Consider the following 26,052-nt stretch of genomic DNA (forward strand, 5'->3'; position numbering starts at 1 on the left):
TGACCACATCCTTTGACGATTTTATTTTAGACTAACTTTAATAGTATCAGTTAAATCAATATTTTTATCATACAATTTTATTGGTAAAGTTTCACCAACAACCAATTTTATTGTGACTATTGAGGAAACAATAACCTGAAGGGTGCGACCGCGGTAGTTAATGTGGAAACTATAACTAGACCAGTTATGCGGTAGGAATGGTGCGAATGAAAGTTCACCATTCCAAGTACGCATACCAGCAAATCCTTGGACGATGGTAAGCCAAGTACCAGTCATTGACGTGATGTGGAGTCCATCATCCGTATCGTGGTTATAATTATCTAAGTCCAGTCGTGCTGTTCGATTATACATCTCAATAGCTTTATCGTATTCACCTATCTCTGATGCGATAATTGAATGAATTGATGGCGACAATGACGATTCGTGAACTGTCAACGGTTCATAAAAATCAAAGTTTCTTTTCTTTTCTTCAAATGAGAATTGATCACCGAAGAAATAAATACCTTGAAGAACGTCGGCTTGCTTAATAAAGGGCGAACGAAGTATTTTGTCCCAAGACCAATGCTGATTTAATGGGAGATCTTTACTAGGTAATGAGGTGACTGGTCGAATGTCTTTATCAAGGAAAGTATCGTGTTGAACAAAAATACCTAACTCTGAATCAGCCGGGAGATACATGTGTTCAATAATATCTTGCCATTTTGCTAATTCCTTTGAAGAGACATCTACCGAACTCTGCGCACCATATGTCTCGTATGCGTGCTTTGTATATGTCAGTACCCAACGTGCCAGATAGTTGGTATACCAGTTATTGTTGACGTTATTTTCGTATTCATTAGGACCTGTTACACCATGAATCATGTATTGCTTCTTGCGTTTTGAATAATGAACCCTGTCTGCCCAGAAACGACTAATTTCGACCAGAACCTCCAGTCCCTCTTTAGCTAAATAGCTATCGTCGCCGGTATAGTTCGTATAGTTATAAATTGCGTAAGCCATTGCACCGTTACGATGGATCTCTTCAAACGTAATTTCCCATTCATTATGACTCTCGATTCCGTTGAAGGTGACCATTGGGTAGAGCGCTCCGGCCAGCCCTTGCTCAGCTGCATTATGCTTTGCCTGAGGTAATTGGAGATAGCGGTATAGTAAGAGATTTCTAGTCACTTTGGGCTCTGACACACCAAGGTAGAATGGTACAGCATAGGCCTCGGTGTCCCAATAAGTAGCACCACCGTATTTCTCTCCGGTGAATCCTTTTGGTCCAATATTTAAGCGGGAATCTTCACCATAATACGTTGAGAAAAGTTCGAACAAATTAAACCTAATACTTTGTTGTGCCGCATCATCACCATTAATTTCAATATCCGCAGTAGCCCACCGTTTGAGCCAAGCTGCTGTCTGTTCTTGTTCAAGGTCAGCAAAATTATTAGCGGTGTCGGCAAGTATCTTTTTTGCTGTTGTTTGGTGCTCAGAATCTGGTATGTTACGACTAGTGACGATTACTGTCCGCTTCAATAGGCTGGCGTTCGTACCTTCTTGTAAAGAGAATTCTCTTGTGTCGCTTAGTAGTAAATCATTGACCTTTTTTAGTTGTGGTGAAGCATTAACGGTTAGTTGCAAGTCTGTCAGAGCAGAGACAGTAAATCTTTCAGTGCCAAATGGGTTTGCCTTGGTTTTCAGAGAAAGAAAGAGTGCGTTCTGCTCGATTGTGCTGGTGATTGGTTCCCAGAAAGTCTCCTCATAATTTGTATCTTGGTTAGTGATGGTCCCATCAAGTTGGCTTTCTACCGTAATCGTACTATTGCCAGCTATTTGCTCAAACTCAATTTGTTGTACAGCTAGCTCTTTGGTTTTAATTGACAAGAAACGCGAGAAGTTAATCCTGGTTTTAGTGTCGGAGAGCACAACAGTATAACTACGAGTCAAAATACCGTTTTTCATATTTAGTTGTTGATAGTAGTCTTCGTAAGGTGTGGTGGCGAGATCGATCGCGTGTCCATCAATTGTAATTTTGACACTGATGAAATCAACTGCATTAATTACTTTACCGAAGTACTTTGGATAGCCGTTTTTCCACCAACCAACACGCGTCTTATCTGGAAACCAAACGCCAGCGATATATGTTCCCTTCAGACTTTTGCCTGAGTATCCTTCCTCGAAATTTCCGCGCATGCCCATGTAACCATTGCCAATCGAAGTGAGTGACTCCGTGACCAGGTTGGTAGTGTCATTAAACTTGTGGGTCGCAAGTGCCCAGGGATGTATTTCAAAATATGATTGTTTCATTGCTTATCCTTTCTGAATCACAAGGCCGGTCCCGGGCCTGATTGTAGTTGTAATTGTGTTTTGATCTGTACTAAGTAAGACGGCTCCACCTTCGTAATTAGTGCTAATTTGCGGTGGTATACTAGCATTCCTATCCGAAAGATTGGCAATTACTAAATAACTATTGTGTGGGCCTGTACGTTCGAAGATAAACTGGCCTGGATAGGCCGTAAAGATATTTATTTGGCCAATACCGAAAGCCGGATCACTTTTCTTTAGCTGGATGAGTTTTTTATAGAAGCTAAGAACGGAATCGGGATTGGCTTTCTCCTGTGCAATATTTAGGTGGGACCAATTAGGATTAATTGGTAACCAGGGATCACCGATTGAGAAACCGGCATTTTTTGTGTTGTCCCACTGCATGGGGGTTCGGGAATTGTCTCTAGATAACCGACCAATTCTGTTCAGGGCCTGTTTTGAGTTAATGCCTGCTTTCAATGCTTCGTGATACTGTAATTTGGCATCGACTGCATCAAATTGTTCAATAGCTGCAAACGGAAAATTAGTCATACCAATTTCTTGACCTTGATAAATAAATGGAGTCCCGCGAAGAAGTAAGTAGGAAAGAGCTAGTGTTTTAATTGCCGACGGACTTGTTGTGTTGAAGATCGTTGCGGCACGTGGATTATCGTGATTCTCAATGTAAAGGGCGTTCCACCCGTGTGTCAGTTGATCCCTCTGCCAACGATAGATGACATCTTGGTATCTAGGTATGTCGATTACTTCATGGCCTTTGCTGCCGGTCTTTAGATTATGTTCTAGTTCAAAAATCATGTTGATATAGCCTTTTTCGCCCGTCCACTCTGGCGCCTTCTTGCTAGAAACGCCACTTGCTTCGCCAACTGTTAGAATATGGTACTCGTCAAATATTTCCTTCAGTTCTGACATATATTGTTCGATACCAGGTACATTCATGAAGTTACGCCATTTATCGTCTTTATCCATGGGAACTGCCCAGTTCTTTTTCTGAATGTGGCTAATTGCATCTAACCTGAATCCGTCTAGTCCTAAGTTAAGCCAAAAGCGAATCATCTCGTAGATTTCGGTGCGCATCTTAGCGTTCTTCCAATTTAGGTCTGGTTGTTGCTTAGCAAAAATGTGAAGGTAAGACTGTTTGAGGTGTGGTACGTATTCCCAAGCAGATGTGCCAAAAAATGACTCCCAATTATTGGGCGGTGCTTCTTCGGTACTGTCTGCAAATAGGTAGTAGTCATGATACGGATTATCTTTGCCTTTTAAAGCTTCTACAAACCACGGATGCTGGTCACTTGTGTGGTTGACCACTAAATCGAAAAGCACCTTAATATGACGCTGATGACAGGCAGTGATTAAATCTTGGACATCTGCCAAGGTTCCATACTCTGGTTGGATAGCTTCGTAATCGCTGATATCGTAACCGTTATCCACATTTGGTGATTGATAAATGGGGTTAATCCAAATGAAATCAATTCCTAATTCAACCAGGTAATCTAAGCGATTAATAATTCCTTTGATGTCGCCAATACCGTCACCATTTGAATCCTGAAAACTTCTTGGATATATTTGATAGCCAACGCTATTCTGCCACCATTTTTCTGAATTCATTATGTACCAGCTTTCTATTAAATCTTGATGATGAATGCTTCATATGGAAGTAGAGTTATATTCGTCAGAGTCGTTAGTGGATGGGCGACATTCTGAATTAATACTTGCTTTATTGCCATATTGGGTAAGTTGAGTTGTTTTTCTGTACCTGTCCAGTTAACAACTACTAACCATTTTGTTGAATCTAGTGTTCTCGTATATGCAAAAATATCGTCTGAAGTCGCTAAAAGTTCAAATTTTCCGTCGACTAGCACAGGATTTTGTTTACGCAGCTCAATCAGTTTCTGATACGTATAAAAGACGCTGTCTGGATCTTCCAGTGCTGCTGCGACATTAATAGTCGGGAATTGTGGATTTAAAGGTAGCCAAGGTTTTCCGGTTGAAAAACCGCCATTTTGTGTATTGCTCCAAGGTATTGGCCGTCGTGCATTATCACGTGATTTATGATTAATGGCAGCAATTAATTCTGCAGGTTTCTTACCTTGTAGAATTCCGGCTGCATACATGTTCCGTGCTTCAATATCGTTTACCTCGCTGATATCGTTAACCGGGGTATTTGTCAGACCAATTTCTTCGCCCTGGAAGATATATGGAGTACCTTGCATGCCATGAAGTGCGATTGCAAGCATCTTGGCGCTGCGTACACGATATTCTTGATCATTACCGAATTGTGATACGGCTCGAGGCAAGTCGTGATTATTCCAAAATAAAGAATTCCAGCCATTTTGATAAAGTTGTGTTTGCCATTTAGCAAGTACCTGCTTTAATTTGGCGTAATCTAGTGGTCTCGTGTGCCACTTTGACTGACCTGGAATCTCGTCAAGTGTGACGTGCTCAAATTGAAAGACCATTGACAGTTCGTTGCCGGAGGGATTCGAATAACTTTTGGCAATCTCGGGTGTTGCCCCCCAAGTTTCACCAACAGATAGGAAGTCCTTGCCACTAAAGGTTGCTTTATTCATCTCTTCAAGATAAGGGTGCAGTTGTGGACCGTTTGATGTAATTATTTGATCTGGTTCTTTACCGATGAGGTCAATCACATCCATGCGAAAGCCACCAATTCCCATATCTATCCAAAAATTCATCATTGCATAGATGGAATTGCGCATTTTTTTATTTTGCCAGTTTAAATCTGGCTGTTCCTTTGCGAAAAGATGGAGGAAATACTGGCCTGTCTGTGCACTGAACTGCCATGCAGAACCGCTAAAAGTAGACTGGAGATCGTTTGGGATATTGCCATTTTGGCCATCACGCCAGATATAGAAATCCCTAAATTTACTGTCCTTTGATTGGATAGCATTAACAAACCAGGCATGTTGGTCACTTGTATGATTAACAACTAAATCCATGATAATTTTGATATTGCGGCGATCAGCCTCAGCAATCAGTCGCTTCATGTCGTCCATTGTGCCGTAATCGGGATTGATACCCTGATAATCGCTAATATCATACCCGTTATCGACCTGCGGACTCGTGTATACCGGTGAGAGCCAGATACCGCCTATTCCTAGTTTTTCCAGATAGTCAAGTTTAGAAATAATACCGTGAATATCACCGATACCGTCGCCATTGCTATCTTGGAAACTTTTAGGATAAACTTGATAAATAACTTTATTATGCCACCACTGTGCCATGGCTAATCCCCCAATATAACGAAGCCGTCAGCAGCAATTTCTAGTTCTGTACCGTTTGTCTTTGTTTGACCTTGTAGTAAAACGTTACCTGCTGGAACTCTTTGTGCGGTACCAGAGGTATTGAAGTAGCCCGTAATATTTACGCCGTTTTGTTCACGCTCGAAAATAAGTAATTGGTCATCACCTGACCAGCTGATGCTGCCACTTGATAGCAGTTGATGATGTGCTTTTCTAAACTCAACTAGCTCTTTGACAAATTGATATTGTTCAGTGTTTTGTTCAGCTTCATTCCAGACCATTGGCTTACGATTATCTGGGTCCATCGCTCCCGTCATAGCGTATTCGTCACCATAGTAGATGCAAGGGACACCGGGCTGAATGAAGGTGAATGCCATTGTTTGTTGCATTAGAGCCAAATTATTATTGGCTTGCGTCAATAAGCGAGGCGTATCGTGTGAATCTAGCACGTTAAATTGAACTTCGTTAATTGGCTCGCGGTAGAGCACAAGTTGAGAATTTATTTGATCTTGTAAGGTACTGAAGTCCGTCTTTTTAAATACGAAATAATCTAAAATGGCATCGGTATATGCGTAATTCATCACGGCGTCGAACTGGTCCCCATTCAACCAGCTTTGTGACGAGTGCCAAATCTCACCTAGAATATAGAAGTCATCCTTCCTTGAACGACATGCCGCAGCAAATTCACGCCAGAAGTGATGATCCACTTCGTTAGCGACGTCTAGACGCCATGCATCTATGTCAAATTGATCTATCCAATACGTTGCGACATGGAGCAGATACTTTTGCACTTCAGGATTTGCAGTGTTTAGTTTTGGCATGTGTGGTGTGAAGGCGAATGTATCATAAGTAATATCGGTTGCTTGCTCGAAATCCGCTGTTTCCTGGTAAGTTGCTGGAAATTTATTCACGTGAAACCAATTTGCGAATCGTGAATTGGTACCATTGTCAAGTACGTCTTGCCATTGGGGAGATAAATCTCCCATGTGATTGAAGACGGCATCAAGCATTACCTTAATTCCGCGTTTATGGGCTTCTTGTACCAGCTTCCTAAATGTTTCTTTATCACCGAAATCAGGATCGATTTCTAAGTAATCAATCGTGTCGTATTTGTGATTTGAGTGTGCTTTGAAGATAGGGCAGAGATATAAACCGTTTACACCTAAATCGACGAGATGATCCAAGTGATCTATGATACCTTGTAGGTCACCACCGTAGAAGTCTTCTCGTGTTGGGTGCACATCGGAATCCCAAGTCAGCACACCAGCTGGATCGTTTTCCTTATCACCGTTAGCAAAGCGCTCTGGGAAAATTTGGTACCACACGGTAGATTTGACCCACTCTGGAGTTCTAACCATATCTATTTCGTGAAAATACGGTAGTCTAAAATAATTATTTGCGTGGGCACGAACTTCATGACTATCATCAAAAATTCCTTGATCGCCAAAAAATAATGAAGCGCCAGAATTATCAGTTACGATAAAAGCATAGCTAGCTCTACGGTTGTTTAGCTCGATTACTACATGCCAGTAATCGAAATCTTTGGTTGAGAGGTAATTTTTCATTTCATATGGGTGATCATACCAACCGGTATCAATTAAGTATGTATCTCCCGCTAACGCTTGCACTGAAGATATGTCGTTCTTAGCGGTTCTGAAACGAAGTACAAGATGGGTAGAATCTTCTAGGTAAGCGTATTCGCTTTCGGGCCTGTGTAGTAATGCAGATCTAATCAATTTAATTTTCTCCTTTTTGTGATTTTATTTTTAGTATGTCATATTATGCAAACATTTGCAAAGGGGTATTTAGATATTTTTTAAAAGCTGTAGATGCTGGTGTATACCAAAATAAAGCGCTGCCATAAATTTCGTTATACTGGCTGATTATCGCTGTAATTAAGAAAGTAAATAATTTAATTCGTAAAAATTAAAATAGATCCATGACGATACAATACTGCCTTTTAATATAAATGTCTTAATTTAAATATGACTACATACCATTATGTGTCGGTGGTTGGAATAAATTTACAAAATAAAATACACAAAAAAATCTTGACTTTAGTTGCAAGCGGTTGCACAATGAATGAGTAAAGAAATTTAATAAATCTACAGGAGGATTTAAAAAATGCAAAAATGGTTCAAGATGGCACTTGGAGGATTAGCTTTGACTGCTGTTGCGGTTTCGTTAACTGCATGTAGTTCAGGTTCAAGTTCATCAAGCGATACTAAGACAAGTAGCAAGCCTAGTGGTAAGGTTACATTATGGGTTGATACAAACTTCACTAAAGTTTACGGTAATATAGTAGATGACTTTGAAAAGGCAAATCCAGATGTCAAAGTTACCGTTAAACAAGGTAATTCAGCTGACGCACAAAAGGATATCAAGAAAGATCCATCAAGTGCTGCAGACGTATTTATGTTCCCACACGATCAAATTGGTCAAATGGCAGACGCGGGAATTATTTATCAAAATACCAAATATGCGAAGGACGTTAAGGCAAATAACATTGAATCTGCAGTGGATGCGGCTACTTATAAAGGAAAACTTTATGGCTACCCATACGGAGTTGAATCACAAATTCTCTACTATAATAAATCTAAATTAAGTGCAGACGATGTCAAGACTTGGTCTTCACTGACTAGCAAAGGCAAAATAGGTACTAACTTTGCTGAAAATGGGGCAAACTATATCTTCAGTACACTATTCATGAGTAATGGTGACCAACTTTATGGTGAACATGGTGAAACTCTAGATGGAACGAACTTCAATAATGAAAAGGGTGTCCAGGTTCTTCAGTGGATTAGCGATCAGAAGAAGAATTCTGGTGTAATTCAAGCTAATGCTTCGGCGTTGTCTAACTTACAGAGTGGCAAGACGGATGCATATCTTTCTGGCCCATGGAGCAGGAACGATGTTAAGAAGGCTTTAGGCGACAATATGGCTGCTGCTCCATATCCAACAGTCGACTTTGGCGATGGTGAAAAACAATTTAAGGCATATCTCGGTGTTAAATTATTCGGTGTTAATGCAGAAACCAAGAATCCAGTTGCTGCGATGGCTTTAGCAAACTACATCACATCTAAGAAAGCACAGCTTGCTGTCTTCAAAGATCAAGGAACGGTTCCTTCAAATGCCAAAGCTCAAGAAAGTTCCGATGTTACTGATGATGAAGTGGCTAACGCGGTCCTACAAATGAGTCAACCAACACACAGTGTTGTAATGCCTAAGATTCCAGAAATGGTTAACTTCTGGCCGCCAATGGATGCAGTGATTAATGATGCATATAAAGGAAAGATTGCTAGTTCAGATTTCCAAAGTAAGCTTGATGCTTTTGTTAAACAAGTTTCTAAATCTAGTAACAAATAGCTTGTAAAGATCAAAAAGTAGAGTGGAATAAGCTCTGCTTTTTTAGAAAGGAAGAAAGAAATGTTTACAAAATTTTGGAAAAAAGACAAAACAAACACAGTAATTCCAAAACAAATTTCTTTCTGTGAACTATTTAAGAAAGGCGACCCATTAACAAAATTACAGTATTTCATAATGGGCAGTAACAATATTGCGAAGAAACAAATACCAAAGGGTTTGTTCTTCTTGATATTTGAAATTCTCTTCTTCTATTGGCTTATTTCAAACGGTATTCATGCAATTGCGATGCTACGCACACTTGGTACAAAGTCGCAGGGATGGAAGCTTGATAAGAACTTAGGTATCCAGATTCAACAGCCTGGTGATAATTCGATGCTACTTTTGCTATTTGGGATTGCTTCTCTACTTGCAATTGCAATCTTTGGCTATGTTTACTGGGTAAGCTTTAAAAGTAATCGTAAGCTTTATGAACTAGCTCAAGAGGGGCGGAAGATTCCGTCAACAATGGACGATATTCGCTCTCTTTTTGATGAGAAATTCCACATCACGTTAATGTCCATTCCAATTGTCGGTGTACTTACCTTTACGGTTCTACCTTTGCTCTATATGATTTCAATTGCTTTTACAAGCTATGATCATAACCACTTGCCTCCAAAGAACCTCTTTCATTGGGTGGGTTTCGCAAACTTTGGTTCAGTGATTAATGGCGATATTGCTGGAACATTCTTTCCTGTACTGACGTGGACAATTGTCTGGGCTGTTGTTGCAACGGCTACTACGTTTTTTGGTGGAATTTTATTAGCACTTTTGCTAAACGCCAAGCAATTAAAGGGTAAGAAGTATTGGCGGATAGTCTTCATGGTTACGATGGCAGTACCTCAATTTGTTTCCTTGTTACTGATGGCTAATCTTTTTAATGACTCTGGTCCTATCAATGCACTGTTACTTAATTGGGGTTGGATTAAGAGTTCGATTCCGTTCCTGACTGACGGTACAATTGCCAAACTGGTAATTATTTTCGTGAATATGTGGATTGGTATTCCGGTTACTATGTTAATCGCGACAGGAATTATTCAAAACTTACCACAGGACCAAATTGAAGCGGCAACTATTGATGGTGCTAATAAATTTCAGATTTTCAGAAAAATTACTTTCCCACAAATTGTCTTCGTCATGGCACCGGCGCTAATTCAGCAGTTCATCGGTAATATCAATAACTTTAATGTAATCTATTTGCTGACGGGTGGTTATCCTTCAAATTCGAAATTTTATAGCGCGGGTGAGACTGATCTGTTGGTAACGTGGCTGTACAAACTAACTGTTGATAGTGCTGACTATAACTTAGCGAGTGTTATCGGTATTATAATCTTTGTTCTTTCTGCCGCATTCTCATTATTTGCGTATAAGAAGACTAATTCGTACCAGAATGGAGGTCTTGCATAATGGCACACAAAAGCACAACACATACAAGATCCGGGCAGAAACGCCGTAACAGTATTTGGATTAATGCATTAACTGTGGTGCTTGGGATTGTCTGGATCCTACCAGTTATTTGGATTATTCTGACTAGTTTACGTGGAGAGGGTGGTGCGTTCGTTCAATATTTCGTTCCGAAATCGTTCACTTTCCAAAACTATATTACTTTGTTCCAAAACCCTGACTATCCATTTCTCCAGTGGTTCCTTAATACACTACTCGTATCCTCTGTGACGTGTGTGATCTCTACATTAATTACAATTTCGATGGCGTACTCATTATCAAGATTACGCTTCCGATTTAGAGGACCATTCCTAAAGATTGCGCTGGTTTTAAATATGTTCCCGGGCTTCATGAGTATGATTGCCATTTATTATATTTTAAAAGCTGTCAACTTAAATCAAAGTCTAATTGCACTAATTCTAGTCTACTCTAGTGGTGCCGCGCTTGGTTTCTATATTGCTAAAGGATTCTTCGATACTATTCCGATGGCATTAGATGAATCGGCAATGATTGATGGTGCGACGAAGTTCCAGATTTTCACTAAAATTACGCTCCCATTGTCGAAGCCAATAATTGTCTATACAGCATTGATGTCGTTCATGGGTCCTTGGATGGACTTCATCTTTGCAAAAGTTATCCTTGGTGATGCAACCCACAAGTATACTACCGCTATTGGTCTATATTCGATGATGACCAAGACAACGGCAAATAGTCTTTTCATGACGTTTACTGCAGGGTGTGTAGTGATTGCGATTCCAATTACGATTTTGTTCATCTTCATGCAACGCTATTATGTTGAGGGAATTACAAGCGGTGCTGTTAAAGGATAATATTAATAACGAGAGGGTGTACTAACCATGGTACAAATTGATTTAGAACATATTTATAAAGAATATCCAAAATCGGACCATTATGCGGTAATGGATTTCGACTTACATATTAAAGATAAGGAATTTATTGTATTCGTTGGACCATCGGGCTGCGGTAAAAGTACAACTTTACGGATGATTGCAGGACTGGAAGATATTTCTAAGGGCGATTTGAAAATTAATGGCGAAGTGGTTAATGATCTTCCGTCTAAGGATCGTGATATTGCCATGGTCTTCCAAAGTTATGCGCTGTATCCACATATTTCGGTTTATGAAAATATGGCTTTTGGCCTTAGATTAAGAAAGTATAGCAAGGCGGAAATTGATAAGCGTGTAGATGAAGCTGCAGAAATACTTGGTTTAACTGAATTTCTCAGCAGAAGACCGGCGGACTTATCCGGTGGACAACGTCAACGTGTTGCCCTTGGGCGAGCGATTGTCCGGGATGCCCCAATCTTTCTAATGGACGAACCGCTCTCTAACTTGGATGCCAAGTTACGTGTTTCCATGCGTGCTGAAATTGCAAAACTACATCAACGGTTAAATACCACGACGATCTACGTAACTCACGATCAAACTGAGGCTATGACAATGGCCGATCGAGTTGTTGTTATGTCCGTAGGTAAGATTCAACAAGTTGGTACACCGGCAGAAATTTATGACAATCCTAAGAACCAATTTGTTGCTAGCTTTATTGGCTCACCATCGATGAACTTCTTTGATGTCACATACGAAAACGGAAGAATTCATAACGATAAAGGAATAGATCTAGCGGTACCAGAAGGTAGAGCCAAGATTCTAGATAGAAATGGGTACGAAGGCAAACATGTGGTTTTTGGCATTCGTCCTGAAGATATTCACACTGAGAATGCATTCTTAACAAGCTGGCCCAAACAGATTGTGAATGCGAGGGTAGTTGTATCTGAGCTTCTTGGAGCTACGAGTCAACTTTATGCGGAGATGGGTGACGAGGAGTTTGTTGCTACAGTTGATGCAAGGGATTTTCATAATCCAGGTGATGAGGTAACGATGGGCTTTGATATCAATAAGGGCCATTTCTTCGATGTCGATACTACGGAAGCAATTAAGTAAGATAAATCAAATTTTTATAGATATATTGTGTAGTTATTAAAAAATCGTCAGCTTCTATGTAATGAGGCTGACGATTTTTGGTGTTTATTTAGGCCCTTTGACAGGTCGTATCGGTAAAATAGTTTGAGATCATTTTCAATCGCTGAAAATGGTCTCTTTTTACTTTATAAATAATTTAACTAATTTTCGAATCTTTACCCTGGATATTGCCAGGCTTGATATTCTACAGCTCAGTTTCCAAGGGATAATTCAAAATTTGTTTGACAAGGAGAAAATCTTCTTTGCGAATTCTATCTTCGAATTGGCTAGATTGGATTCTGCCTAGGCCAAAACTATGAATTTGAGTTTACCATACCGTGGATTGAATAATTATTCAATGGTATATATCCTGAGAAGTTATTACCACCAGAAGTTATTGGGCAAACAATCACGTAATTTGTCTTCATATTATAATGATTTGATGACACAACTAGGGCTGGATGTGTACCGCGCATCTCAGATCCAACTACAGGTGAAAAGTTTAGCCAGATTATATCTCCCTGAGGAGGCTTATACATCTAACTTAAACTCCGATTCCGCTTTTTTTTGCCAACTGCTATCTTCATCGTTCACAAAATTCCTCCTTAGATTTAAAGGGGTTTTCAATCCGTGGTACGAATATCAATCTACTATTTTTACCTCATCATTTCACCTTCCTAAAAATTTATTGACTAACCAGTCGAAATCGCTTGACTTAGTTATTTAAATTCCATATACTTTGTATCTATTTGTGATTTTAAGGAGGTTTGGATGAAACTACTAGGGTTATATTTAAAGAAGTATTGGTCCAATGTTACAGTAGCAACTGGTGCGATGGTTGTCATCGCCTTTGCCACGCTCTGGCAACCGAAACTGTTACAGAACATGATTGATGCTATCTTGCAAAATGACAAGCAGACCGTCTACGAACTGGGTATTCAGTTAATGGGACTCGCAGTCCTAGGAATTATTGCCGGAATAGTCAACACGATTTTCTCGGCCAAGGCTTCGCAATCAATCGCGGCCGACATGCGAGAACTTGCCTACCGCAAGATTCAGACGTTCTCGTATGGTAATATTCAGAAGTTCTCTGCCTCGAACCTGGTGGTTAGGCTGACGAACGATATTAACCAAGTTCAAATGGTTGTGATGAGTCTCTTGCAACAACTCACACGAATTCCCGTTCTTTTCATCGGGTCATTTATCCTCGCAATTGCGGTTATGCCAAGCCTTTGGTGGGTGATTATCGCGATGCTGGTACTAATCGTGACTACTGCCATGGTTAGCTTCACCAAAATGGGTAAGTTCTTCGGCCAGATGCAAGAAATGATGGAGAAGAATAATACACTAGCGCGGGAGAACCTCATGGGGATGCGCGTGGTGAAGTCATTCGTGCAGGAGCAGGAGCAGATCGACAAGTTCTCTGAAGCGTCCGACGAGATGACGGATGTCACAATCAAGATTGGGAATCTCTTCTCTATCTTGATACCGAGCTTCTTCTTGGTGGGGAATATGGCTGTTGCTGTGGTCGTCCTCCTGGTAGGAAATATGGTGACCAAGGATCCCGGCGTGCTAGGAGCATCACAAGCCTTCATCAGCTATCTCATGCAGATTCTCTTTGCTGTGGTGATGGGTGGCTTCATGATGACCGGTGCCTCGCGGGCATTCGTCTCGCTGGCTCGTCTAAAGGAGATTTATGATGAGGAGCCCGAGCTGACTTATCCGGACGTTGCATCCATTGATTTGGCTGCATCTGTCGAATTTGAGCACGTCTCGTTCCAATATCCAAATGATGACAAAAAAGTTTTGGATGACATTTCGTTTACGGTCGAACCCGGAGAGATGATTGGTGTCGTTGGTGCAACAGGCTCCGGGAAATCCACGCTAGCCCAACTAATTCCAAGATTATATGATCCAACAGAGGGAGTCATCAAGGTTGGTGGCCATGATCTGAAGACGGTTAACGAAGAATCACTGCGCAGGACTATTTCGTTTGTTCTCCAACGGTCAACGATGTTCTCGGGGACGATATCTCATAACTTACGCCAGGGTAAACCGGATGCAACTGTGGATGAAATGCGCTGGGCTGCTGGGGTGGCTCAGTCCGCTGAATTCATTGAGAAACTGGAGCACCAATACGATGCTGAGGTTGAGGAACGTTCCGCAAACTTCTCCGGTGGTCAGAAACAACGTCTATCCATCACACGTGGGGTGATTGCTAAACCGAAAATCCTGATTATGGACGATTCAACCAGCGCGCTCGATGCAAAGTCGGAGAAGTTGGTTCAGGAGGCACTCGACCGGGAGCTTGCTGGCACCACCACTTTCGTTATTGCGGAGAAGATTTCTTCTATTGTGAAGGCTGATAAGATTCTCGTCCTTGATCAGGGGAAACTGGTTGGAATCGGAACACACCGTGAACTACGACAGACGAATGCAACTTATCAGGAGATATATGCAACACAGAAGGCATTAGAGGAGGTGTAGTCATGAAGGACTTAAAGAGTGCAGGCAAATTTTATTACCATTATTTAAGTAAGTATTGGAAGGGCATGACAGTTGTCTTGCTCCTTACCATTATTTCGACATATCTTCAGGTGCAGGCGCCCGTATTTATGGGTGAAGCTTTCACTAAGTTGACCGAGTATCTGCAGGCTTGGGCGAATCCCGCGACCCACGCCGCTGCCTCAAAGGCCGGATTCTATGATGCATTGATTAAGCTAGTAGCGTTTTACGTTGCAAACGCAATTGCGATGTTGATTAGCTCCATTGTGATTGCCCGAATTGCTGGTAAATCAACTGGAACGATGCGTGTGGGTCTTTTCCGCAAAATGCAACGGTTACGGATTAGCTACTTCGATACCCATTCTGACGGGGACATTCTCGCACGCTACACTAGCGACCTCGACAATATTTTCAATGCGATGAACCAGGCTTTATATGAAGTGATGTTCAGTTTCACTCTGTTCGTCGGTATGGTCTGGATGATGTTCAGGCAGAACGTGACGCTAGCATGGATTACCATTGCAACAACGCCGATAGCGGTTATTGTGGCTTTCGTGGTAATCAAAAACGCGCAAAAGTTCGTTAACCGGCAACAAGATGATATTGGTAAGATGAATGGTTACATCAACGAGCAAATCACGGGGCAGAAGATCATCATCACGAACGGCCTACAGGAAGATTCAATTGCGGGCTTCGTGCAGCACAATAATCAGGTCAAACAGACAACCTACAAGGGTCAGATTTGGTCCGGTATCTTGTATCCACTGATGCAAGGGATGGCGCTTTTGAACACCGCGGTCGTGATCTTCTGGGGTTCGTGGTATGTGATGAATGGCAAAATGAGCTTGGCCGTTGGCCTTGGACTAATTGTTATCTTCGTTCAATATGCACAACAATATTACCAACCAATCATCAGTTTGACGTCGTTATACACCATGATCCAGCTTTCGATTACGGGGGCACGGCGGATTAATGAGGTGAGAGAAGAACCTGATGAGGTTAAGCCAACTGCTGGTGTGCCATTTAGTGAGATTAAGGAGAAGATTAACCTGACTGACATCCACTTTAGCTACAATCCTGGTAAGGAAATCTTGCATGGGGTGAACATCGAAGTTGATAAGGGCCAGATGGTCGCACTTGTCGGACCAACGGGCTCTGGGAAGACGACGGTCATGAACTTGCTTAATCGCTTCTATGATGTGGATTCTGGCTCCATCACATTTGATGGGCAGAATATCCAAGACATGGATCTTGATTCTCTAAGAGGTAATGTGGGAATTGTACTGCAAGATCCACAGCTCTTCACAGGTACAATCGGTGAGAACATTAAGTTTGGTAAGCCTGATGCTAGCCAGGAAGAGATTGAGGCTGCTGCGAAGCAGGCAAACATTCATGACTTTATTGTGAGCTTACCTGATGGCTACGAGACCCGAATTGATGATGAGAATTCGTTATTCTCAGCTGGCCAGAAGCAGTTGATGTCAATTGCCAGAACTATCATTACAAATCCGAAGCTGTTGATTCTGGATGAGGCCACCAGTAACGTGGATACGGTGACTGAAGCGCAGATTCAGGCGGCGATGGACAACGTAATTGCGGGCCGAACAAGTTTCGTGATTGCCCACAGATTAAAAACCATTCTGAATGCCGATAAGATAGTGGTGTTGAGGAATGGCGAAGTCATTGAGGAAGGTAGTCATAAGCAGCTACTGGATGAACAGGGCTTCTATTACGAGTTGTATCACAATCAGATGGTCTTTGAATAAAGACGACAAAGCAGGTAAATACACCTGCTTTTTTTGTGGGATCAAGTATGGGTCAAAAAGTTATAAAATTTTTAAAGTAGAACGATAAAAACATTTGTAATTCTAATTTAAGGTAATGTTTATCGAGGGATTTACATGCTTTTGTGTCTAAGATTCATAAGTATCGGATGAGGTGTGTATAATGCAAGCCATGTATGGGATTTGAGTACTTTTTCAATGAGATAATTGCTGGTTATTTGATATAACTGAGCCTATTTAATTATAAATATATATGTTTATGTATTTTTATTTTGGTGAGCATGCTACTCTTCAAGAGTAGTCATTTCACAATAAAAATAAAGGAGGATGGGAATTTGGTTAAAAAGAAAAGGGTATTATTACTATTGGGTGGTACATTAGCGTTGTTCCTTAGTCTTGCAGGAACAGTTTATGCCTCTAACGATTCGATCAGTTTTAAATTTACGGTTAGTCCATGGCAACAAAATGGAAAAGCTGCTGGAGGTAGATACCGACAAACTACCCACCCAGAAAACCCGTGGAAAGTTAAGCTCAACTCAAGTTCGGAGGGTTCAGGTACCATAACTAGATTCTGGCTAGAGGATGCTAGCGCGAATAATGTGTCAACTTCGGTTGATGCGACGCAAGGACTTGGTCCTTATTATACCAATGCATTAACTACTGCAAGCCAAAAAACAGTATGGTTAACCGGAGAGAATAATAATTATAATGGCGTTACTTATTCTGTGGCTGGTGTTTGGGATGAGGAAACATGGAATTGAGAAGATACTTGGGTAAAGACGATAATCATTGAAAATTGATAGAGATTATAAAGTTATGTGAATATGACCTACGACGCCTTTTGTATTAGTAGCTCCAGAAATTTGGTGGCTACCTTTTTATTATTGATTATTTACTTACCTACATTTTATTTTTCTATTTTTAGAAATACGCAGATTTAACTTAACCAAAAACAACGAGGGGGTGCTTTGAGTGAAATACGAACTAGAGCGAGTTCTTAAGACAACCAAAAGCAAAGTTAGCATTGTTATTCTGACACTAATACCATTTTTCGATCTTTATATTAGTATTAAAGTAGCGTTTTATGATTTTTGGCTTCATCCTGATTCATATCCTCAAGGTATTGCCCGGAATCTACTGCCGCATCCAGCTCATGCGAGTCTTTTGTCCGGCTCATCATTGGGTCATTTTGCTCAGATGTTATTTATCTGGATTTTGCCGATTTATTTGATGTTTATTTACTCGGATTATTATATCCAAGAGAAGAAGCTAGGATATAGTGACATTTTGTATACTAAAAAATCGCGGAGTCAATTTCTGAAAGATCGTTTCTCTGTTTCATTTCTGTTAGGCTTTGCCGTGCCGTTTCTTAGTCTGACAATTAACTATTTGGCTGCTATACTCATCTTTCGCGGTGGCAAGTCATTTTCCGGGTTGGAACAATTTCCAGAAGCTCTACATGGATTGGCTTTGATTAGTTTGCAACATCCATACATAACCTATGCTGTCTATATCTTGGTTTTCTCGCTCTTTTCGGGCTTGTTTGCGATGTTATGTACCAGCATCTCAATGTTGTTTCCGCAATACAAATTAGCCTATCCGATCGCACTACTGATCTGGTACGGGCAGATTATACTACCCAATAGTCTAACGTATGTTTTCCAACCGTTTATCGAATATGGATTCAAACAGATTATTCCGGCGTCAATATTATTCGTCACAATTTGCTTAGCCGTCTCAATATTTGCATTCAGGCATCAGGTAATTGCTGATGAAACATAGGATTGCTAAGATTAGTGCTTTAAGTATATTTTTTGCCCTCTGGTGGTCGTATGTCTTTCGGAATGTATCGTTTGAATTTAGTCACAAATTAATCGTTGAGCTGAATTCTGCTTACGGGGGATATAATCACCTAATAACTCATGCAGGGATGAATATCATTTTACTGTTATTGTTGTTCAATCCATTCAATCTAACCCAGTTAGCCGTTCGAGCCCCCAGAAGACGAATCGTCAATAGGATGTTTGGTCAAATGATTGAAGCAGCCTTCTATTTCTCAGCTGTCTTTGTTGGAATCAATGTCTTGTTTAACATGTTCCACATTAATCTGAACCACTTAGTTGAAATTAATTTCTTTGGCGTTGCCATCTTATACTTCATCAGCGCCTTTATCTTTTATCTGCTGATGGGCACCGTTTTCCTGATTTGTTTGTCCTTGGTGTCTAATTATCCAATTGCAGTTGCAGTTACCTTTGGCCTCAGTATTGGCCAGCTGTATTTTCAACTGGTCCAGGGCTGGCCGACTGCCTTATCGATACTAACCGTTTATACAGATTATTATGAGGACGGATTCAACATCCTTCATTATATAAGTGTGAATGTTTTAGCCCTTATCTTTATTGGAGGATTATATCTAATTCTTAGCTATATCTTCCAGAGAAAGGATATCTTAGATGGTGAATAAACGAAGACTGTTAGTCATTGCTGCTGGAATCGGAGTATTTGCTTATTTATGGCAGTTAGCAATTCGTGCCAGTACAATGAATGATTTATACGCAGGTATTATTTTTAATGCCAATTTAAATTTTGACTTTATCCAATATTTTCTTTTTGCTGTTGCCACTTTGGGATTCATGGGTGTAGGTGAAACCTTTGGCAGGAACTTTGGAATTTATGTACTTGTCCGTAATCGGTCAACCTTTAAAATGTTTCTACAATTTCTCTGGAAAGCAATTAAGTACACTACTTTCTTTGAATTCACTAAAGTGCTAGTTTTCGGAGTGGTACTGGTCATCACTTCGGGGAAATTTGACTTTGCAGATGTTGGTAGCTTCTTCTATCTACTAGTTATGAATTATCTGTTCTTGTTGAACATTGTTGCGTTCGAGATGTTTATGGAAATTTTAGTTGATAGCAAGATTGCAATCTATGCTACCCAAGTATTCTTGCTCGGTTCAATCTTTGTTGCAGATACAATCAATCGCCTTAGTAATTACCAAAGTTTCGGTGTATTGATTCTGCTAAATTCTACGATGAATAATCGCATGGAACTACTGAAAGATAGTGCAGCAAGTGTATATGTACTCGCACCAATAGTTCAAATATTTTTCTTTTCAATAATGTGTCTTTTCTGCGTCTTTAAGTTTCGCCGAAAAGACTGGATATAAAGCGGAGGGGCTCAATGCCACAGATAAATTTCACAAATTATACCAAAGTAATCAAGAAGAAAACCATCCTAGACGATATCACCTTCCAGTTTGACTCGGGTAAAATATACGGTCTCCACGGGCGTAATGGATCGGGGAAGACGATGATTCTGCGGGCAATCTCCGGCTTAATTTTCCCCACTAGCGGCAGTGTACAGGTGGGCGACCAAGTGATCCACAAGGATGTAGATTTCCCGGCAGAAACGGGGGTAATCATCGAACATACTGACCTGCTGCCACAGTACACGGCTTTTGATAATTTGAAAATGTTGAGCAGGATTAATAATGTCGCAAGCGATGACGATATCAATTCGGCATTATTGGCTGTTGGCCTCGAGGGTCACGAAAAAGAGAAAGTTAAGAGTTTCTCACTTGGGATGCGGCAGAAGCTCAGCATCGCACAGGCGATTTTCGAACACCCAAAGCTATTGTTGTTGGACGAGCCAACTAATGCATTGGATCAAGAGACCATCCGTGATGTACGGCAAATTTTACTGGGATTAAAGCAAGACGGCGCAACAATTATCATCGCTAGCCACAATAAGGAAGACCTTGATGTGTTAGCTGATGAAATACTGTTAATTCACGATGAACGAATTAACATAGCTTAGTTAGAATATGTAAAAACCGCAGAGACAAGCTGTCTCTGCGGTTTTTCAGTTGGTTTTGAGTTGGTAAATAATAGAAGTGATTAAAGAAGTTGTTTAGTCAATCTGTCGACTATTCAATGTTATGCGTTAGAAAATATTCAACAAGAACTTGTCAGATAAGAATGGGAGATAGCGTCTGATTATTTGTTTGCGCGTCTCGTCATCTACCTGTGTCGGAAGTACGTTCTTGAGGTAATCAACAATTACTTCCTCTTCCAGAAATGGTGCGAGGGAACTGAGTTCCTTAGCATTATCCGGATTTTGACTGAGCTTGTGGAAAATCTGGTTTAAGCTATCATCATCGAGGAAAGGTGCTAATTCACGTATCTTTTTAAACTCGGTATTGGGGCTTTGCGCGATATCACGCAACTTGTCATCACTCAGAAATGGGTAGAAGTGTTTCAATGAATGCTCATTTGGGCCAAACAGTTTCACTACCTGATCAAAGATTGCATCGACATCATCATCGTCTAGGGCAAAAACCAGTTTAGAGATCAGCTGTAAGCTATCCTTCGTGCCGGCCTGTAGTTGACTATCGATGTAGCGTTTGATGTACGCAGAACTCAGGAATGGTGCGAGCTTATGTAATTGTTGGTTAAAGTCCGGCTCTCCTAAGTGTTCATCCACCTGTTGTTCGAGCGTTTCGTCAGAGATGAAAGGAGCAATCTCTACAATTTGTTCAAATGATAGGTGCTTGTCCGTGACTTTCTGCTCTACCTGCGCTGGTTTCATCAATGGGGCAGCTTGAACGAGGTCTTCAACGGGCATGGGCTCATCGTTTTGGACTATTTGAATAGTTCGGGCCCCCTCATGTGAACCCAGTAAATCTTCTAATGATAAGTCCAATACTTGGGAAATTTGATTATATTTATCGATGTCGGGCAGTGACTTGCTGCGCTCCCAATTACTAACGGCCTGGTAGCTCACGCCTAATTCATCGGCTAGCTCCATTTGGGTCATATTACATTCTTTACGCGCATCGGCGATTTTCTTGCCGATTCTTTGTGCATCAAAAATTTGTATCATTTCTGTTCCTCCATTTTTCTTTTGACGGTCGACCTTGATTTCATCATAGAGACATGATGGGTAATTGTCACTCAATTATTGCTTGAGTAGGAATATTGATGACTAAATTGCTGCTTGAATCGGCATAAAGTGTTGCTGCTTAAGGGGTAATTAACGATTCAGTTAATACCTTGTTAAGAATTCGCCTTCATAGATAACTTTCCCGTAGTTCATGTAATACCTCGCCGTTTTTACCAGGTAACATGCGGTCTAAGAGGATTAAATCGACTTATTTGCCCTTTTATATACTAGTAATCCCTCGGTGCCGGAATATGCACTAATAGTGTGATATTGAGCCTGCAAAACCTTTTGTAGTAGGTGTTGCATATCATCGTTATCTTCGATAATTAAAATATTGTCCATAATACCTCCGGTGTTCGTGTAATTCTCCTTAGCCTGATTGACAGAAACATAGTCAATACAAGTGAGCCATTTAAAAACGGGAAAGCGCTTATGAGAGAATTAAAGGAGTTGTGGCGTTATCGTATTGGTGACTACAGGATACTATGTCGAATTAATAAAGAAGATATCATTATCGAAATAGTCAAGATTGCTCACCAGAAGAGTGTCTATATATTTAGAAAGTGAGTTTAGTGAATTATCTTTGTCTCATTTAGTACAGAATCTAGTTTCTTATTAAGTGTTTCCACAACAATATTGACGTTGCTATATGCTACATTTGTCGTCATGATTCTAGTAAACTCCGAAATAGTCATTCCTTTAGATCTAAGCTTTGCGTTGGCAGATTTCTTAATTTTATGGTCAATTTGTATCAGAGTCCGATCCTGTATAGTCAAATTAATCTTTCTTTCTGGATAAATAATTTGTACTCAAACTGTGCAAATAGTGTAAGTCCGTTTACTCTATGCTACCCAGCTCACTGTAAATTGATTAAAATATGTGATTTAGTTCTCCAATTTCAGCCAAATATGCCTATACTATATAAAGAGACATACCATAGTGATGGAAATAGGAGATTGAACATGGATGAGAAATTTCTAGAAGTGATGCAACACGAAGGTCCTGCAACAATTGTGACGATAAACGGAAATCCGGCGAGCGTGGTGAACACGTGGATGTCATATATTGAGGTTGATCCGGAGAGAAAGACGCTCTTAATTCCGGCCGCCGGAATGCACAGTATTGAGGGCGACTTCGCTAAAGATAATACGGTGACAATTACCGTGGGTACCAAGGAGGTTGAAGGAACTGAGGGACCTGGTGCGGGTTTTCACGTCTACGGCAAGGGGCACTTTATCGACGCCGGTGAGGACTTTGAGGGCATGAAATCGAAGTTTGAGTGGATTCGTAAGGTTCTGGTGATCGATGTGACAGATATGGCCCAGAAAATCTAAAGTTAAATTATTTGTAGATATAGTAGTCACCCTCAATTTTGGGTGACTACTTTCAGTTATAGCATGATTTAAACCACTTACGCACCTAAATTTGACCGCTTACTCCGATATGCTTTTTCCCCGTTCTAAATATGCTTTAATGAATTTAAGCAAAAGTAGAAGTTAAAAGAATGAAATTCGTGGGAGCTTGGAATGAAAAAATTTAATTTAGGGCCACAGATTTGGAAGTATCTGATTAGTCGCTTCGCTGGGGTATTTGGCAGCTCGATGTTGAGTTTCGCACTTGGTCTGTACGTTTTGCGGCAGACGGGATCGGCTCTTGGAATGGGGATTACGCTGATCACCGGTCCCCTAGTCTCCTTGGTTCTGACGCCATTCGTTGGTTATGTGGTGGATACGATGAGCCACCGGAAAATTGTGATTGTTGGGCAGTTGGCAAGCATGCTCGCGCTTTTGTCATTCGGAATTGTGATTAGTGTCTGGCCGGAGCAGTACTATATCCAGATTATTAGCTTGATGGTTATTCTTCAGGTAACCGATAATTTCTTTGGTACAGCACTACAATCGAGTATGATTTCCTTGTTTGAGGGTGCTGAGTTGCAACGTGTGAACGGCTTAGCCCAATCGCTCAATGCTACCGCATCTTTTCTGGCGCCAATTATCGGTGCTGTCGTCTACACCTTAGTTTCCATCGGCAGTTTCGCCTTCATCGAACTCGGATTTGAGCTCATCGCTCTAGCGGGTGTCATGATGTTGAACTTTGATGCTCAAAGTGTGACGAACGCTGAACCGGAGACTGATGTTTCGGCTGAGCAGGAGGAACATGAGAGTATCTGGCAGAACTTCAAGGTGGGCTTTGGCTACATCAGAACCCAGAAATTATTATTATTTGTTATTTCGGTGTCAACGTTAATTAACTTCTTCTTCGCAGCCATCAATGTGGGGCAGCCCTTTATCTTGGTGGATTCTCTTCGTTTGAGTAATGGGCAATATGGGATGACGGAATCCGCCTTCGCAATTGGGATGGTCCTCGGTGGAGTGCTATTCAGTGCAATGAATTTGAAGCAACACTTCGTCCTCGTTAGTTTCAAAAACATTATAATTGTCTCGATCTTATTGGGGATTATCGGTGTGCCACTGTTGTTTAACTGGTCAAGTAATGTGAATACTATCTTCTATGTCGCATTTAATATGCTAATCGGAACAATCCTGGTCTTTGTGAATAGCCCCGTTGGTATCTATATGCAGGCCAACATCGATCCGAAGTTCCAAGGACGTGTGTTCTCGATTATGAGCACACTGTCAATGTTGCTCATGCCAATTGGTACACTATTCTATGGTGTGTTATTCGACCATTTGAACGGTGCGTTAATCTTTGCTGTTACTGGCCTGATTCTACTTTTGATCGTCAGCACAGCCCTTGTGGCCGTAGCGAAATTGAAGCTAATTGAGCAGGATGAAGCACAGCATGCGGAGATTGACAAGGCTGAAGCGGTTCCAAGTGAGACTGCTGTCAATTAGTTAATTGATTGTGGTACTACAAGTTAGTGGTGCTTGAATGAAAAATTTCAACCACCACTTTTTTGCGGTATCCTATGGGTAGGAGGTGCAATATGGCGGAATATCAGCGAGTAATTCAATTGGCAGGAGCGCTTAACTTTCGTGATTTGGGTGGCTATGTTAATCAACACGGGCAGACCGTTTCTTGGGGTAAAATCTATCGGGCTGCGGACTTGTCGCTGTTGACGCAATCCGATCGGGATAAATTGTCGTGGCTGCAGATTAAGCATGATGTTGACCTTCGCTCGACGTCTGAGCAGGAGAGAAATCCGGATAGGTTATGGTCTGGTGCTAAGTTGACTAAGAATCCTATCTACCCAGAACAGGGGAATACCCCCGCACTTTTCGGTACGCCAAGTATCTGGTGGCGCAAGGTACATCATATTCCGGAGGCGGCAAACGGCTTTGCCCAGATTTACCAGAATGTGATTCTAAATAAGCATGCAAAACAGGCGTTTGCAACAACGTTCAAGATACTTTTACAAAATGAGCCAACGGTGTTTCATTGCTCGGCGGGGAAGGACCGAACTGGAATGACTGCCGCCTTAGTCCTTCTGGCGTTAGAAGTGCCAGAAGAGACGATTATTGCCGATTATCTACTGACCAACGAATTATTCGGTTTTGGCACGGGTAATGTACCAGAAGATGAGGCCGAGATTGAGCGGCTCGTTAGTCGGATGAACCTGCAGACCGGTGAGGCAGAGGTGATGCAGACGGTAATCGAGACCATTAATGTTGGTTATGGTGGGATTGCTAATTACTGGCAGGATGCCTTGGGTCTCAAACTAGACCAATTTCAGAAATTACGTAAGCTTTATTTGGTAGATGATAATTAAATTACCTAATTATATAACTTAGTTACGTTTTTTAGATGAGCCAATGTTTTGTTTGTGATGTAGACCATTCGCTATAATTGAATTGAGGCGGTGAGTGGCCGCCAAATAGCGAGAAGGAGGACACTAGATGCATCATAATAAGGAACACGAAGCAGACAAAGACCGGATGAACGATGTTTTGGTTGAAGAGATGGAGAATCAAAATGTCGTGCGGACCGAGGATAACATGGGTGAGCGGATGGATGTCGGGATGAACCCTGAAGAGACTATGCGTGAGGACATGGACATGAATCCCGAAGAAGGGATGCCCGAGATGCCGGATGAGGCGGGAGAAAACCTGCATGATTCGCAACGTTACGGTGATACTGATACCATTGATGTGAGTGATGAAATCAGTGCTTTGGGCGCCGAGGAGAATCTGGCTAACGACGGTGATGAATATTCCCCGGAGTCGTTAGAGGGTATGGGCCAAGACGAGAGACATGAGATGCAACAAGAAGCCAACAACATTGCGCAGAACAATGACGATGAGCTGGCGAAATTGCATGGTGACCGTCGTGGGTTACGCCAAGACAGCTAAGTTAGTAATCTGACGAATCAATTAATTAGACGAATGAGCCCCCAACCTTGATTAGGTTGGGGGTGTTTTATTAGAAGCGCCCAAGTATCTTAGTAAAATATTTGCAAAAAATAATTTAATTTC

23 protein-coding genes are annotated in these 26,052 nt (G+C 41.2%); 16 read left to right on the plus strand and 7 right to left on the minus strand.

The window, feature by feature from the left end:
- Positions 1 to 21: 21 nt before the first annotated feature.
- Genes FC62_RS05515 through FC62_RS05530 form a run of 4 tightly spaced genes read right to left on the minus strand, consistent with a single transcriptional unit; the run spans position 22 to position 7,300 of the window.
- Entirely contained in the window at positions 22 to 2,289 is a 2,268-nt protein-coding gene (locus FC62_RS05515; RefSeq protein ID WP_056945753.1) for a glycoside hydrolase family 65 protein, read from the minus strand.
- 3 nt (positions 2,290 to 2,292) lie between these two features.
- The gene (locus FC62_RS05520; protein ID WP_056945754.1) at positions 2,293 to 3,912 is read right to left on the minus strand and encodes an alpha-glucosidase; all 1,620 of its coding nucleotides are present in this window, start codon (positions 3,910 to 3,912) and stop codon (positions 2,293 to 2,295) included.
- A 17-nt stretch (positions 3,913 to 3,929) separates the two neighbouring features.
- The gene (locus FC62_RS05525) at positions 3,930 to 5,546 is read right to left on the minus strand and encodes a glycoside hydrolase family 13 protein (RefSeq protein ID WP_056945755.1); all 1,617 of its coding nucleotides are present in this window, start codon (positions 5,544 to 5,546) and stop codon (positions 3,930 to 3,932) included.
- A gap of 2 nt (positions 5,547 to 5,548) precedes the next feature.
- On the minus strand, positions 5,549 to 7,300 hold the full coding sequence (locus FC62_RS05530) for a glycoside hydrolase family 13 protein (protein ID WP_056945756.1): 1,752 nt from the start codon (positions 7,298 to 7,300) through the stop codon (positions 5,549 to 5,551).
- A 388-nt stretch (positions 7,301 to 7,688) separates the two neighbouring features.
- Between FC62_RS05530 and FC62_RS05535 the strand changes: the two genes are divergently transcribed.
- From FC62_RS05535 to FC62_RS05550, 4 genes are read left to right on the plus strand one after another with little or no spacing between them, the layout of a single operon-like run.
- Entirely contained in the window at positions 7,689 to 8,930 is a 1,242-nt protein-coding gene (locus tag FC62_RS05535; RefSeq protein WP_054746042.1) for an extracellular solute-binding protein, read from the plus strand.
- A gap of 60 nt (positions 8,931 to 8,990) precedes the next feature.
- Entirely contained in the window at positions 8,991 to 10,373 is a 1,383-nt protein-coding gene (locus FC62_RS05540; RefSeq protein WP_056945757.1) for a carbohydrate ABC transporter permease, read from the plus strand.
- A complete protein-coding gene (locus FC62_RS05545; protein WP_054746041.1) occupies positions 10,373 to 11,239 on the plus strand; it encodes a sugar ABC transporter permease in 867 nt (288 codons plus the stop codon). Before FC62_RS05540 ends, FC62_RS05545 begins: the two co-directional genes overlap by 1 nt.
- A gap of 27 nt (positions 11,240 to 11,266) precedes the next feature.
- Positions 11,267 to 12,370: an ABC transporter ATP-binding protein gene (locus FC62_RS05550; protein ID WP_054746040.1), complete on the plus strand. Its 1,104-nt coding sequence runs from the start codon at positions 11,267 to 11,269 to the stop codon at positions 12,368 to 12,370.
- 332 nt (positions 12,371 to 12,702) lie between these two features.
- Here the strand turns inward: FC62_RS05550 and FC62_RS08385 are convergent, their stop codons facing one another.
- On the minus strand, positions 12,703 to 12,927 hold the full coding sequence (locus FC62_RS08385; RefSeq protein ID WP_335622584.1) for a type II toxin-antitoxin system PemK/MazF family toxin: 225 nt from the start codon (positions 12,925 to 12,927) through the stop codon (positions 12,703 to 12,705).
- Positions 12,928 to 13,159: 232 nt separating this feature from the next.
- Between FC62_RS08385 and FC62_RS05555 the strand changes: the two genes are divergently transcribed.
- The 7 genes from FC62_RS05555 to FC62_RS05585 all read left to right on the plus strand — a co-directional run bounded on the left by FC62_RS05555 (position 13,160) and on the right by FC62_RS05585 (position 20,494).
- Positions 13,160 to 14,875 (plus strand): ABC transporter ATP-binding protein, encoded by a 1,716-nt coding sequence (locus FC62_RS05555; protein ID WP_056945758.1) that lies wholly within the window; start codon positions 13,160 to 13,162, stop codon positions 14,873 to 14,875.
- 2 nt (positions 14,876 to 14,877) lie between these two features.
- Positions 14,878 to 16,659: an ABC transporter ATP-binding protein gene (locus FC62_RS05560; RefSeq protein ID WP_056945759.1), complete on the plus strand. Its 1,782-nt coding sequence runs from the start codon at positions 14,878 to 14,880 to the stop codon at positions 16,657 to 16,659.
- A 353-nt stretch (positions 16,660 to 17,012) separates the two neighbouring features.
- Positions 17,013 to 17,438 (plus strand): DUF2712 domain-containing protein, encoded by a 426-nt coding sequence (locus FC62_RS05565; protein WP_056945760.1) that lies wholly within the window; start codon positions 17,013 to 17,015, stop codon positions 17,436 to 17,438.
- A gap of 211 nt (positions 17,439 to 17,649) precedes the next feature.
- The gene (locus FC62_RS05570; RefSeq protein ID WP_056945761.1) at positions 17,650 to 18,459 is read left to right on the plus strand and encodes a hypothetical protein; all 810 of its coding nucleotides are present in this window, start codon (positions 17,650 to 17,652) and stop codon (positions 18,457 to 18,459) included.
- The gene (locus tag FC62_RS08120; RefSeq protein WP_141322567.1) at positions 18,449 to 19,141 is read left to right on the plus strand and encodes a hypothetical protein; all 693 of its coding nucleotides are present in this window, start codon (positions 18,449 to 18,451) and stop codon (positions 19,139 to 19,141) included. The genes FC62_RS05570 and FC62_RS08120 overlap by 11 nt, the downstream gene beginning before the upstream one ends.
- Positions 19,131 to 19,844, plus strand: coding sequence for a DUF2705 family protein (locus tag FC62_RS05580; protein ID WP_056945763.1), 714 nt, complete (start codon positions 19,131 to 19,133; stop codon positions 19,842 to 19,844). The genes FC62_RS08120 and FC62_RS05580 overlap by 11 nt, the downstream gene beginning before the upstream one ends.
- A 14-nt stretch (positions 19,845 to 19,858) precedes the next feature.
- Complete coding sequence (locus FC62_RS05585) at positions 19,859 to 20,494, plus strand: ABC transporter ATP-binding protein (protein WP_054746034.1); 636 nt, start codon at positions 19,859 to 19,861, stop codon at positions 20,492 to 20,494.
- Positions 20,495 to 20,620: 126 nt separating this feature from the next.
- Here the strand turns inward: FC62_RS05585 and FC62_RS05590 are convergent, their stop codons facing one another.
- The gene (locus tag FC62_RS05590) at positions 20,621 to 21,559 is read right to left on the minus strand and encodes a helix-turn-helix domain-containing protein (RefSeq protein WP_056945764.1); all 939 of its coding nucleotides are present in this window, start codon (positions 21,557 to 21,559) and stop codon (positions 20,621 to 20,623) included.
- Between the two features lie 258 nt (positions 21,560 to 21,817).
- Entirely contained in the window at positions 21,818 to 21,961 is a 144-nt protein-coding gene (locus FC62_RS08125) for a hypothetical protein (RefSeq protein WP_156408155.1), read from the minus strand.
- A gap of 21 nt (positions 21,962 to 21,982) precedes the next feature.
- Between FC62_RS08125 and FC62_RS08530 the strand changes: the two genes are divergently transcribed.
- The 5 genes from FC62_RS08530 (at position 21,983) to FC62_RS05615 (ending at position 25,929) form a co-directional block, all read left to right on the plus strand.
- The gene (locus tag FC62_RS08530) at positions 21,983 to 22,186 is read left to right on the plus strand and encodes a type II toxin-antitoxin system RelE family toxin (RefSeq protein ID WP_418189842.1); all 204 of its coding nucleotides are present in this window, start codon (positions 21,983 to 21,985) and stop codon (positions 22,184 to 22,186) included.
- Between the two features lie 395 nt (positions 22,187 to 22,581).
- The gene (locus tag FC62_RS05600; RefSeq protein WP_054746030.1) at positions 22,582 to 22,953 is read left to right on the plus strand and encodes a hypothetical protein; all 372 of its coding nucleotides are present in this window, start codon (positions 22,582 to 22,584) and stop codon (positions 22,951 to 22,953) included.
- A 192-nt stretch (positions 22,954 to 23,145) separates the two neighbouring features.
- Positions 23,146 to 24,474: an MFS transporter gene (locus FC62_RS05605; protein ID WP_056945765.1), complete on the plus strand. Its 1,329-nt coding sequence runs from the start codon at positions 23,146 to 23,148 to the stop codon at positions 24,472 to 24,474.
- A 92-nt stretch (positions 24,475 to 24,566) separates the two neighbouring features.
- The gene (locus FC62_RS05610) at positions 24,567 to 25,349 is read left to right on the plus strand and encodes a tyrosine-protein phosphatase (RefSeq protein ID WP_056945766.1); all 783 of its coding nucleotides are present in this window, start codon (positions 24,567 to 24,569) and stop codon (positions 25,347 to 25,349) included.
- A gap of 127 nt (positions 25,350 to 25,476) precedes the next feature.
- Positions 25,477 to 25,929 carry a hypothetical protein gene (locus FC62_RS05615; protein ID WP_056945767.1) on the plus strand — a complete coding sequence of 151 codons (453 nt, stop codon included), beginning with the start codon at positions 25,477 to 25,479 and terminating at the stop codon, positions 25,927 to 25,929.
- The last annotated feature ends 123 nt before the right edge of the window (positions 25,930 to 26,052 follow it).

Origin of the sequence: Amylolactobacillus amylotrophicus DSM 20534, from assembly GCF_001434555.1 — a bacterium.
Classification (GTDB): Bacteria; Bacillota; Bacilli; order Lactobacillales; family Lactobacillaceae; genus Amylolactobacillus; species Amylolactobacillus amylophilus.

Coding starts and splice junctions, on each gene's coding strand:
- FC62_RS05555 (WP_056945758.1), top strand. CDS start 13,160: ATGAAACTACTAGGGTTATATTTAAAGAAGTATTGGTCCAATGTTACA.
- FC62_RS05615 (WP_056945767.1), top strand. CDS start 25,477: ATGCATCATAATAAGGAACACGAAGCAGACAAAGACCGGATGAACGAT.
- FC62_RS05600 (WP_054746030.1), top strand. CDS start 22,582: ATGGATGAGAAATTTCTAGAAGTGATGCAACACGAAGGTCCTGCAACA.
- FC62_RS05590 (WP_056945764.1), bottom strand. CDS start 21,559: ATGATACAAATTTTTGATGCACAAAGAATCGGCAAGAAAATCGCCGAT.
- FC62_RS08385 (WP_335622584.1), bottom strand. CDS start 12,927: ATGTATAAGCCTCCTCAGGGAGATATAATCTGGCTAAACTTTTCACCT.
- FC62_RS05520 (WP_056945754.1), bottom strand. CDS start 3,912: ATGAATTCAGAAAAATGGTGGCAGAATAGCGTTGGCTATCAAATATAT.
- FC62_RS05585 (WP_054746034.1), top strand. CDS start 19,859: ATGCCACAGATAAATTTCACAAATTATACCAAAGTAATCAAGAAGAAA.
- FC62_RS08120 (WP_141322567.1), top strand. CDS start 18,449: ATGAAACATAGGATTGCTAAGATTAGTGCTTTAAGTATATTTTTTGCC.
- FC62_RS05580 (WP_056945763.1), top strand. CDS start 19,131: ATGGTGAATAAACGAAGACTGTTAGTCATTGCTGCTGGAATCGGAGTA.
- FC62_RS05540 (WP_056945757.1), top strand. CDS start 8,991: ATGTTTACAAAATTTTGGAAAAAAGACAAAACAAACACAGTAATTCCA.
- FC62_RS05545 (WP_054746041.1), top strand. CDS start 10,373: ATGGCACACAAAAGCACAACACATACAAGATCCGGGCAGAAACGCCGT.
- FC62_RS05550 (WP_054746040.1), top strand. CDS start 11,267: ATGGTACAAATTGATTTAGAACATATTTATAAAGAATATCCAAAATCG.
- FC62_RS05525 (WP_056945755.1), bottom strand. CDS start 5,546: ATGGCACAGTGGTGGCATAATAAAGTTATTTATCAAGTTTATCCTAAA.
- FC62_RS05610 (WP_056945766.1), top strand. CDS start 24,567: ATGGCGGAATATCAGCGAGTAATTCAATTGGCAGGAGCGCTTAACTTT.
- FC62_RS05515 (WP_056945753.1), bottom strand. CDS start 2,289: ATGAAACAATCATATTTTGAAATACATCCCTGGGCACTTGCGACCCAC.
- FC62_RS05605 (WP_056945765.1), top strand. CDS start 23,146: ATGAAAAAATTTAATTTAGGGCCACAGATTTGGAAGTATCTGATTAGT.
- FC62_RS08125 (WP_156408155.1), bottom strand. CDS start 21,961: ATGGACAATATTTTAATTATCGAAGATAACGATGATATGCAACACCTA.
- FC62_RS05560 (WP_056945759.1), top strand. CDS start 14,878: ATGAAGGACTTAAAGAGTGCAGGCAAATTTTATTACCATTATTTAAGT.
- FC62_RS05535 (WP_054746042.1), top strand. CDS start 7,689: ATGCAAAAATGGTTCAAGATGGCACTTGGAGGATTAGCTTTGACTGCT.